10 protein-coding genes are annotated in these 11,011 nt (G+C 46.8%); 8 read left to right on the forward strand and 2 right to left on the reverse strand.

Annotated features, from left to right (window positions below):
* Positions 1-799: DUF1704 domain-containing protein (locus tag EBR25_10600; GenBank protein ID NBW41432.1), on the forward strand; the 799-nt coding region annotated here is incomplete at its 5' end.
* Between the two features lie 24 nt (positions 800-823).
* Here the strand turns inward: EBR25_10600 and EBR25_10605 are convergent.
* Complete coding sequence (locus tag EBR25_10605) at positions 824-1,969, reverse strand: RimK family alpha-L-glutamate ligase (GenBank protein ID NBW41433.1); 1,146 nt, start codon at positions 1,967-1,969, stop codon at positions 824-826.
* 388 nt (positions 1,970-2,357) lie between these two features.
* Here EBR25_10605 and aroB point away from each other — a divergent pair, with 388 nt between their 5' ends.
* Positions 2,358-3,446 carry a 3-dehydroquinate synthase gene (gene aroB / locus EBR25_10610; protein ID NBW41434.1) on the forward strand — a complete coding sequence of 363 codons (1,089 nt, stop codon included), beginning with the start codon at positions 2,358-2,360 and terminating at the stop codon, positions 3,444-3,446.
* A 38-nt stretch (positions 3,447-3,484) separates the two neighbouring features.
* On the opposite strand, the gene EBR25_10615 is transcribed toward aroB, so the two are convergent.
* Positions 3,485-3,967 carry a hypothetical protein gene (locus EBR25_10615; GenBank protein ID NBW41435.1) on the reverse strand — a complete coding sequence of 161 codons (483 nt, stop codon included), beginning with the start codon at positions 3,965-3,967 and terminating at the stop codon, positions 3,485-3,487.
* Positions 3,968-4,038: 71 nt separating this feature from the next.
* On the opposite strand from EBR25_10615, the gene aroA reads away from it, so the two are divergent.
* The 6 genes from aroA to mtnA all read left to right on the forward strand — a co-directional run.
* Complete coding sequence (gene aroA, locus EBR25_10620; protein NBW41436.1) at positions 4,039-5,343, forward strand: 3-phosphoshikimate 1-carboxyvinyltransferase; 1,305 nt, start codon at positions 4,039-4,041, stop codon at positions 5,341-5,343.
* On the forward strand, positions 5,340-6,698 hold the full coding sequence (aroE, locus tag EBR25_10625) for a shikimate dehydrogenase (protein ID NBW41437.1): 1,359 nt from the start codon (positions 5,340-5,342) through the stop codon (positions 6,696-6,698). The genes aroA and aroE overlap by 4 nt, the downstream gene beginning before the upstream one ends.
* 4 nt (positions 6,699-6,702) lie before the next feature.
* Positions 6,703-7,392 (forward strand): type I 3-dehydroquinate dehydratase, encoded by a 690-nt coding sequence (locus EBR25_10630; protein NBW41438.1) that lies wholly within the window; start codon positions 6,703-6,705, stop codon positions 7,390-7,392.
* Between the two features lie 14 nt (positions 7,393-7,406).
* The gene (locus EBR25_10635) at positions 7,407-8,504 is read left to right on the forward strand and encodes a chorismate synthase (GenBank protein ID NBW41439.1); all 1,098 of its coding nucleotides are present in this window, start codon (positions 7,407-7,409) and stop codon (positions 8,502-8,504) included.
* On the forward strand, positions 8,505-10,103 hold the full coding sequence (locus tag EBR25_10640; GenBank protein NBW41440.1) for an L-aspartate oxidase: 1,599 nt from the start codon (positions 8,505-8,507) through the stop codon (positions 10,101-10,103).
* Between the two features lie 14 nt (positions 10,104-10,117).
* Positions 10,118-11,011: S-methyl-5-thioribose-1-phosphate isomerase (mtnA, locus tag EBR25_10645; GenBank protein NBW41441.1), on the forward strand; the 894-nt coding region annotated here is incomplete at its 3' end.

The following is an 11,011-nucleotide window of genomic DNA, read 5'->3' on the forward strand; positions in this document are numbered from 1 at the left end:
TAAGAATTTTCGGGAGGAAAATCTTGTTCCTCGAGAAACCGTTTGTATTCTTGCTTCGGTCGTGGCTGATGAGATGAGAAAAGAGATGAAGGGAGTCTTTCCAAACGAGGATTTGTCAGTCTCCCTCACCGATGAGATATCTTCTAAAGCAGTCGCGAATGCACTTGGGGTGCGGATTCGCGAATCTACTTGTTTTGCATCTCATGATATTCTACAGCTGTTGAACCATGAGTTATTGGTTCACACACTTACTTTACTCAATGGAAGAGCTCAGCCGTATCAAACATTCGGAGTTTCAAGTCCCTATACAACCTTGACGCAAGAGGGGTTGGCGGTCTTTTCTGAGTTCGTGACGAATTCGATAGATATTGGACGTATGGCTCGATTGAGCGCACGAGTGATTGCTATCGATATGGCATTAAAAGGAGCGGACTTTATTGAAGTCTATAACTATTTTCGTTCGCAAAGTCAGTCTCAAGAAGAGAGCTATTTTTCAACCCAACGTATCTTTCGAGGTGGAAATGGACGCGAGGGGGTCGTGTTTACGAAAGACCTTGTCTATATTCGGGGGTTACTTGAGGTGCGAACATTTCTTCTCGATGCGCTTGAGACCGAAAGCTATTCTTCGATTGAACTGCTGTTCAGTGGGCGCATTGCATTGCAACATATCGCAGAGCTTGTGCCCCTACTTGATTCGGGTGAGTTACATGGGCCCAAATATCTGCCGGGTTGGATGAAGAATCGCTCGAATCTCTTGACCTACTTACTCTCCTTTGCTGCATTCCAAGGTCTTAAATAGTCATGAGTTGGGGTCGAGCGACTGCTATTCGAGAATCGCTTCTTGTCGCAGCATCATAAGGTCAAGACGCTTACCAAATAAGAGCACGATATCTCCTAATCGGAGAATTTCCTCATTATGAGGAAACGGAATGGTGAGTCTTGCTCTCGCAATGCGGAGTAGTTGAATTCCTTTATCTTTAAAGTCTATTTCAGCGAGACTTTTATCTCGATAGGGTGATGACTCATGAATGGCAATCTGTAAAACCGCATAGCCTCGTCCCAGAGACATCTGTTCTTTAAAGTCAAAGTCTGGAAAGTTCACTTCCTCTTCAAGATAGGTATAGATGGCACTTGCTACATCAATCTTGGTCGCTTCTTCGATTCCTTGAAGTCCTGGCGACGAATTTACCTCAATAACGAGTGGACCTTCTGTACTTTCAATAAGATCCACTCCTGCAATTCGAAGCCCCACGGCATGAGCCGCGCGTACAGCAACATTTTTAGTATGCTCATCAAGTTCAACTGGTTCAGCCGTTCCTCCCTTATGAAGATTGCTTCGAAAGTCATCTCCTGCGGAGATTCTTCGCATAGAAGCGACTACTTGATCTCCCACTACAAAAGCTCGTATGTCTTGTCCTGCGCTCTCTTTGATAAACTTTTGTAAAATGACCGCGTGCCCTGCTATTTGCAGCGCTTCAATCATCGCTTTTGCGACTTTATCAGATTCTGCCAAGAGCACACCTTTCCCCTGGCTGCCACTGAGTGTTTTGATAACTATCGGTGCACCACCAAGCTTTTCAATCGCTTTCGGTACCTCAGACTGGTGGAGTACCCATGAAGAATCGGGTATTGGAAGATTATTTCTTGCAAGCACTTGCCCCGTTCGGAGTTTATCATGGGCTACTGCTATTGCGGATGATGTATTGATGGAGAATGTTCCGAGCTGTTCAAATTGCCGAACTACTGCCAGCATCAGCTGGCTAGCCCCAGACTCAAGTCTGGGTATAACAGCATCGATCTGTCTTGGGCGAGCGTTTTTAACGAAGAGGTCAGAGCTCTCACTGCGAAGGAAAATAGAGACGGTCCCTGGATGAATAATGCGTACCTCATGCCCACGCGCCTTTCCAACATCAGTAAGGCGGCGGATAGTATGACTGGTTTTCACGGAGGGAATAATTCCAATTCTCATATCGCCACATGTCCTACGGAATTGTGAAGTCTAAGGCAACTTCACTGAGTTGTTTGTGGCTTTGGGTATCAACCGCGTATTCCGTTTCAGTGGAGGACCTGCAGCCAAGTCGCTATTGTACTCCCTCAAAGGGCGAGAATTCAATGATTGGCAAATATGAGAGGCGCGCTAGTTGTATACCGGAGTGGTCACTATGAGCGGGGGGGGGGCGGGACGCGAATGGAGCTTCGGGCTGGATAGTGGCCGAAAAGGGCCAGCAAGCGGAACCAGTGGATGAAATTTCGGGAAACCTGCTCTCTTTTCCTGTTCATTTTTGACCAGTTAAGCGATAACGGTGCGAACGGAGATGAACAGTGAATAAGGAGTAGGGAGAAAGGAGTAGGAAGTAATGCGAACCGTACCAGTTCAGATACCTGGCAGAGCAGAATACCTCATCGAGATAGGGTCAGAGGGGCTGGCTCGCCTTGAATCCCTTGTCGATGGAAGCCAGTATAAAAAGGTCTTCGTATTTACTGAAACTATCGTGGAGCAACTCTGGATAGAGGGGCTATCAGGGCCGCTGGCTACTATGCCCCGGTTTATCTTTCCATCGGGTGAGATGGCCAAGACGGTATCCTCTGCTACTCGGGCCTGGGAGTTTCTGCTTAACCGGGGTGCCGATCGTCATTCCTTGATTATCAATATTGGCGGAGGAATGCTTACCGACCTCGGTGGATTTGTCGCAAGCACGTTCATGCGCGGAGTTGATTTCTGGAATGTTCCTACGACTCTTTTAGCTCAGGTAGATGCGAGTGTCGGAGGAAAGACGGGAGTAAACCTCCTTGGCACAAAAAATATTGTCGGGACGTTTGCTCAGCCCAAGAAGGTATTTATTGATACCGGTTTTTTAGAGACGCTTCCAGAACGAGAATTTCGCTCGGGGATATCAGAGATCGTAAAACACGGACTGATTCAAGATGCAGACTATTTTTTGCGCTCTGTTCGCTATTTCTCTCATAGTGAGCGTCGCGCAGATATACTTGAAGAGATTATTGCGAAATCTTGTGAAATTAAGCGTGATATTGTTGTTCATGACGAAACGGAGGGCTGCCTTCGTAAAATATTAAACTTTGGACATACCTTTGGACATGCTTTTGAGGCGGTTTCTCATCGAGGAGACGCTCCACTTCTTCATGGAGAAGCGATTTCCCTCGGAATGTTGGGTGAGATATATTTGGCAGAGGAGCTTAATTTGATCGATCAAGGAGTAAGTGAACGTGTAAGTGAAGCACTACAGTCAGTCGGATTACCTATTGTATTGCCGCAAACATATTCGGCTGAAGCAGTTGAGGAGCTTCTGAAGCAAGATAAGAAGAATGAAGACGGAGAGGTTCTCTGGAGTCTGATCACAGCAGTGGGGAACTGTCGTCCAAATCAAAAAGCTGATGGGGATAGAGTTCGCGCCGCATACAATCGCCTTCTTCCATCACAGGCATAAACAATGAGCTGTCTCCCACTGATGTTTGGTAGTTCTGTCTAAGAACAAGAGATTTTGGGGGCAGAGTATACTTCGAAGAAAATATCGGGTTTGTCTTTAGACTCATGAAGAACGCTTCGAACAATCAACGGCAGTTTGTCTTCTGACCCCCGATAATGTGTCGAAAAAGAGCCGCAGTGCTGGTATCCTGCAGTGATTGCTTCGATAATTAAGGAGTCGTCTTTGTGCAGGATTAAAAAAACATCTTCTGACTTGGTATGCTGCCTGCCAGCTTGTAGCAGGCGTTGCCTTATGGAGTCTGAGTCTCCACACATGGTTACGATGCGGTCCGCGCCCATAAAGTCATGGTCCAGTATGATGACTCCAACAAGCTGGCGATGCTTTCTAATAACATGGCACCTTCCCTGGGCGAGACAAAAAGCTAACTTTCTGAGCAACTTCAGGTTGATATCTCCCTGAGCTCTCTTCAGATATTGGGAAATGGCACTCAAATCCTGTGGATCAGCAACCGTGATACTCATGTTGTGATTATACCTTTCAAATACGAATCCTGATATAACAGTACTGTTTTCAGTTCTAAGTAAAGATAAGTATGAGAGACAACATCCTTACGTTATTTCCACCAAAAGAGCCGTTTCAACACTCGTTGAATCTCTCTGGTTCAAAGAGTTTCATGAATAGAGCACTTATTCTTGGTGCGCTTTCTGAGACCCCTGTTCTTTTAAAAAATCCCTCGAGAAGCGAGGACTCGCTGACACTATTAGAATTGTTAAAACAATTTGGTGTGACGAGTCGGTGGCGTGAGCAGGGGGCCCTAGAAATCTCTCGAAATCGTTCTCAAGTTCCAGTGGATGTAACCCTGGATGTCGGTGCTGGGGGTACCGTAATGAGGTTTATGACAGCATTTGCAGCTTCATGTGAAGGAGCAGAGATAATTCTTTGCGGAAGTGAACGAATGCATGAGCGTCCCATTGGGCCACTTGTTGAGGCACTAAGAACTCTTGGAGCAGATATTGACTATCTCGGAACGGAGGGGTGCCCACCGCTTCGTATTCGTGGAAAAACATTAAAAGGTGGAGAGGTTCAAGTTGATGGGAGTCTTAGTAGTCAGTTCTTAACGGCCTTACTACTAACGGGAGCTACTTTTGAGAACGGCATTACGATTATGCCCCAAGGAGAGCTTGTCTCACGGTCGTATTTGAGTATGACGATTCAGACCATTAGGGCTTTTAATGGAGATGTCGCATTCGGAGACGCTGACCGGATTATGGTGTCCCCTGGAAGATTGAATTGTTCAGAATATCTTGTGGAAGGAGATGCATCGGGTGCGTCGTATTTTTGGGCCCTAGCAGCTATTTCGGGGGGATCGATTAGCGTCGGTCCGTTTCCGGAGGATTCTCGACAAGGAGATCTTGAATTTCTGAAAAATCTTGAGTGGATGGGATGTTCGGTTGAAAGAGATTTAACCAACTCTTCTTTCATTGTAAAAGGGCCTGCTGGAAGATTACGTCCGCTAGAAGCTGATATGGTTAATTTGCCAGACTCGGCCCAAACGCTCGCAGTCCTTACCGCAGTAGCGGATGGCGTCTCAATCTTAAAAGGCTTGAAGACATTACGAGTGAAAGAAACTGATCGAATTGCTGCGTTAGAGCAAGAGCTTCGTCGAGTCGGAGTCAGAAGCGAGTCAACCGATGATACGTTGGTGATTCATGGCATTTCGCCGAGCGCACTAAGAAAAGCCGCTATCAGGACCTATGATGATCATCGTATGGCTATGTCATTTTCAGTTCTTGGGGCGATTCTTCCAGGGCTCCAAATCGAGAATCCGAGTGTCGTAGCAAAGTCATTCCCAGACTTTTGGACAAGACTTTTTGCGATTGGGCTGGATGAGCTATGAAAATTGTCCTTTTAGGATTTATGGGAAGTGGAAAGACCACAGCAGCCTCTGTGCTTCGCAAGATGACGGATTACTCTCTTATTGAAACTGATGCATTGGTTCTTGCTGAAACAGATTGTAAGTCCATTTCTGAAATATTCGACCGTCACGGAGAGGCTTCCTTCCGTGAGTTAGAGACAGCAGCCTTGAGCAAGGCTCTTCAGCAAGAAGACGTCATTATCTCCTGCGGTGGAGGAATTCTTGAATCGTCACATAATAGACGCCTGTTCGATGAAACAACTCTATATGGAGCAGGGAATATATGTATGGTGTATCTCGATACCTCCTTTGAAACGATTGAAATGCGTCTTCAGGGAGATACAAGTCGGCCGCTTTTTCGTTCAAGAGATGACGCTCATAGCCTTTACAGTAAGCGTCTCTCGCAATACCAACATGCTGCCGATCTCGTGATACCAACCGATGAGTTGTCCCCAGAAGAGGTCGGGCGGCTCATGAATCAGCTGCTTTTTGATGTACCCTCTGTTGGGCAGAGAGAAGAACAGATGAGAATCTGGATGGTGATCGGAGACCCGGTAGGACACTCCCGTTCTCCACGGCTTCATGGTGCCCTTTTTCGCGATATGGAGATGAAAAATCATCAATTTGTTTCGTTTCGTGTAAGAGATATCCAATCTTTCTTTGAATCATTTCGCTCGAACAAGGCTCTTCAGGGCTTAGCGATTACCGTTCCTCTGAAAGAGAGAGTAATGCCTTATCTTGATGAGATCTCAGAGAGTGCTGGCATCATTGGAGCCGTAAATACCGTCGTTAAAGCAGAAGGAAAGTTGTGTGGGCACAATACCGACTGGATAGGTATTCAGGAGCCTTTGCTCAAACGAGGAGCGCTGCATGGGAAACGAGTAGCAATAGTAGGCGCTGGAGGAACGGCGCGAGCAGCCCTATTTGCAGTCAAAGATAGAGCGGAGGATGTTACGATAATCAATCGAACACTGAATCGTGCAACCTCCCTGGCTGCCGAGTTTCAAGTTTCAGCGGCTGCTCTCTCGGATATCGAGAGTTTAGGTGAGTTCGATACGATCATTCAGACGACATCTGCAGAGTTGTTTGCTCAAGGGAGGTCGCTATTTGACTCATCTGCCTTTCGATCCGAAATGGTAGTCCTTGATGCTGTATACGTTCCTGAATGGACCCCATTTTTATTAAGTGCGCAGAAAGCAGGGGCAATCTGTATAACAGGAAGAGAAATGTTTTTGGCACAGGCGGCTGCTCAGTTTCAGTATCATCACGGTAGAGAGGTGCCAGCAGCATTACTAAGCGGAAAGGCAGAGAACAGCGCTTTTTGTGAGGCAAGATGATTCAATGAAGAAATGTTTGCCGATACAGGGAAGTAGTCTTGAGATTACTCGTCATGTTATTCGTAGGAATCGAGATCGCTATGATGCATTCGAGTTATGGCTTGACTACTTGCCTCCAGAGGAGATCTCACAGGTGCAGGGTGTCGTTGATACAGCAGACAAAGATTATATTTTGCTCTTTCGGCGAGAGAATTTGGCACCATCAGTTCTCCCAATAGAGGCTCGAAAAAAGTGGATAGGAACACTCCAGAATTCAAATATTCTCTGGGACTTTGATATAAACGTGCAGGAGGAGGAGTTAACCTTCTATAGAGAAGAGAAGAGAGATTCTTCTCTTCTCTGTTCGTATCATCACTATGAGAGAACGCCAACCCATGATGAGCTGAAGAAGGTCTTAGGGCGGATGGAGGCATTTTCTCCAGATATCGTAAAGTTTGCTTGTTACTGTCACTCAGCAAAAGATGCAGTGCGACTGCTCGATTTTCTTGTTTGTTTGCGGGACTTCGGACAAAAAGCCATTGTACTTGGTATGGGAGCAGAGGGATTGATTACGAGGGCTTTTGCCGGCTCTTTCGGTTGTGCCTATAATTTCCTTCCATCTGCTACGGAAAAAGATCTACCGCAGACTGCTGCAGGGCAACTGACCCTTGAAGATTTTACAATAATTGAAGAGATTATTAAGAAGAAAAAATAGGAAAGAGCTCGAGTATGGGTGGCAATAGTTTTGGAGTAGCATTTCGAATTACAACTTTTGGTGAATCTCACGGTGGCTCCGTCGGAGTCATCGTTGATGGTTGTCCCCCAGGGCTTGAACTTTCAGAGGAAGATATTCAACCTGAATTAGATCGTCGTCGACCGGGGCAAAGTGCTATTACTACACCGCGTAAAGAAACAGATACGATCTCAATTCAGTCAGGGGTGTTCAATGGACGAACCACTGGAACGCCAATAATGTTATCTGCACATAATAAGGATATGCGTCCAGAAGATTATCATGACTTGCTTGGTGTGCTGCGACCATCCCATGCGGACTATACATACAATACGAAGTATGGATTACGAGACTGGCGCGGCAGCGGTCGTGCTTCTGCTCGAGAGACTCTTGCTCGGGTGGCCGCAGGTGCTATTGCCAAAAAGTATTTACGAGAGCAGTACGGTATTGAAATGCTGGCATACGTTGAGCAAGTAGGAGAGATCAGCACATCAGTGCAGCATGCGGATATAACGCTCGAACAGATAGAAGCAAGTATCGTACGGTGTCCTGATCCCGAACAAGCGCAAGCGATGATTCAACTGATTGAGGAGGTTCGCGATGCGGGCGATTCCATCGGGGGGGTAGTTGCCGGGGTAATCCGAGGGGTGCCGGCAGGTCTTGGAGAGCCAGTTTTTGATAAATTGAATGCGGATCTTGCAAAAGCGATGGTCAGTATTAACGCAGTGAAAGGATTCGAGGTTGGATCTGGTTTTAGTGGTGTAAGAATGCGAGGCAGTCAGCATAACGATCCCTTCTACCGTTCGGAGGATGGAGAGATTCGTACTTCTACAAATAATGCCGGCGGAATTACAGGTGGCATTAGTACTGGTGAGACCATTTTCTTTCGAGTGGCTTTTAAGCCTGTGTCAACAATTCAACATGAGCAAGAGACCGTGAATGTTGATGGAGAAGCGATTACCCTATCTGCAGCTGGGAGGCATGATCCATGCGTTGTTCCTAGGGCTGTTCCTATCGTTGAAGCAATGTCCGCACTTGTTGTTATGGATCATATCATGCGTGATAGGGCGCAGTGCGCAGCGTTCGGAGAGTAAATGACGGACAGGCAGTATGACTTTTTGGTGGTTGGTGGTGGAATAGCAGGGCTCACCTATGCGCTGGAGGTGGCAGATTCCGGTACGGTAGCAATCCTCTTTAAGAGCCATCGTTCTGATTCCTCCACGTCTTGGGCGCAAGGAGGAATTGCGAGTGTGTCTTCGGAGGGCGATTCATTTGAAAGTCATATCCGAGATACGATCCATGCTGGTGCTGGACTCTCTGATGAAGCAATGGTCAGCCTTATCATTCAGCAGGGACCAGAGTGTGTTGAGAAGTTGATAGAAAGGGGCGCTCTTTTTGATCGGACTGCCGATGGATATCATCTTCATCAAGAGGGAGGGCACTCGCAGCGACGTATCCTGCATGCGGCCGATGCTACAGGATATGAGATTCAGCGAGCGCTTCTAGCGGCGGCGGAGAATCATCCAAATATTGAACTTCTTCAGCAGCATTTTGCCATTGATATTATTACCTCTCATAAGTTGCATATGGATACCGCTCAGCCAAATCGAGCGCTCGGTATTTATGTTCTTGAACAGAATCAGACAGTTCAAGCGTATATGGCAAAGCGGATCTTGATAGCGACTGGCGGAGTTGGAAAGGTATACCTCTATACTTCGAATCCAGATGTAGCCACCGGTGATGGGATCGCCATGTGCTATCGGGCTGGAGTTCCGGTAGCAAATATGGAGTTCATGCAGTTCCATCCCACCTGTCTGTATCACCCCGAGGCAAAGAACTTTCTCATTACAGAAGCGATGCGAGGAGAGGGGGCGCATATTTTACGTGTTAATGGAGAACGCTTTCTGAGTAAGTATGATGAACGCGGCGAACTGGCGCCTCGAGATATCGTAGCTCGCGCGATTGATGCTGAGATGAAGCGATACGGAGAGGAGTATGTGCTCCTTGATATTGCGCATCGAGGAAGAGAGTTTGTTCAAGAAAAATTCCCGATGATTTATTCTCGATGTCTTGAATTCGGTTTTGATATCTCAACAGAACCAGTACCAGTGGTGCCAGCGGCGCATTACTGTTGTGGTGGGGTTATTACGAATGAAGATGGAGTAACAAATATTCAGAATCTCTATGCTGCAGGAGAGGTCGCATGCACGGGTCTACATGGTGCCAACCGACTTGCATCGAATTCTTTACTTGAGGGGCTTGTGCTTGGTACCCGAGCGGCACAGCACAGTTTGCAGGGTATTCGAGAAGCATTAGCACCTCAGCCTGGTCCAGTATGGGATACTGGGAGAGCAACAGACAGTGATGAGCAGGTTGTTATTCTCCAAAACTGGGAAGAGATCCGAAGAATTATGTGGAACTACGTTGGGATTGTTCGGTCAACGAAGCGCTTGGAGAGAGCTCTGCGGCGTAATCAGCTGATACGAACTGAGATAGACAAGTACTATTGGGATTTTTTCGTGACGGCCGATCTTCTGGAGCTTAGAAACCTGAGTATTGTGGCTGACCTAATAATTCGTTCGGCACTTTTACGAAAAGAGAGTCGCGGGCTTCACTATATGATTGATTTTCCGACGAAAGATCAGAGGTTTAATCGACAGACTCTCATTGATACGGTATTTCAAATCGAGTAGTAAAGGAGGAGTTCATGCAGGATCTTATAGGAATGTCTATTCGCTTCTCTGATGGAAGATTGTTGATTTTAGATCAGCAGAAACTGCCTGAAGTAGAAGAGTGGATCGAGTGTAATGAACTTGAGCAGATGATATCTGCAATTCAATTACTAAAAGTAAGGGGTGCACCGGCTATTGCAGTTGCTGCTTCTCTCTTTGTTGGTAGTCTTGCTATAAGGGGTATGGAGCGTGAAGGAATTATTGAGGCTATCGAGTTACTCCGAGCTGCACGTCCTACAGCTGTCAATCTGATGCACGCAATGGATCTTTTGCGGGAGATTACGAAGAGTGGATTAGCTACGTGGCGTGAAGACACTGTCGCTGAAGCTCGGCGAGTTTTTGAAGAGGATGTGGCTCTTTGTGATCGGATTGCTCAAAACGGAGCCGCTCTATTAGAGAATGCAAAGTCTATTCTGACACACTGTAACACCGGAGGTCTTGCAACTGCTGGATGTGGTACAGCTCTTGGTATTATTACAACAGCAGCAAGGTTGAATGACACGCTACATGTCTGGGTAGATGAGACTCGTCCTCTCCTTCAAGGTGCTCGTCTTACGGCATGGGAGCTCAACCAGTCGGGAGTCTCTCATGCACTTATCTGCGATAGTATGGCAGGTTCTTTGATGGCAGAGGGGCGAGTTGATTGCGTCATTGTCGGAGCAGATCGGATTGCAGCAAATGGTGATTTTGCCAATAAAATTGGCACCTACTCATTAGCCGTACTTGCTCACTACCACAAAGTTCCCTTTTATATTGCAGCTCCGCATACGACGATTGACAGCGACTGCCCGAGTGGCAAAGAGATCCCGATTGAGCAACGATCAGCCGAAGAGGTGCGTGGATTTGTGCACACCAACAACACCTTTAGC

It is taken from the genome of bacterium, assembly GCA_009926305.1.
GTDB lineage: Bacteria > Bdellovibrionota_C > UBA2361 > UBA2361 > RFPC01 > RFPC01.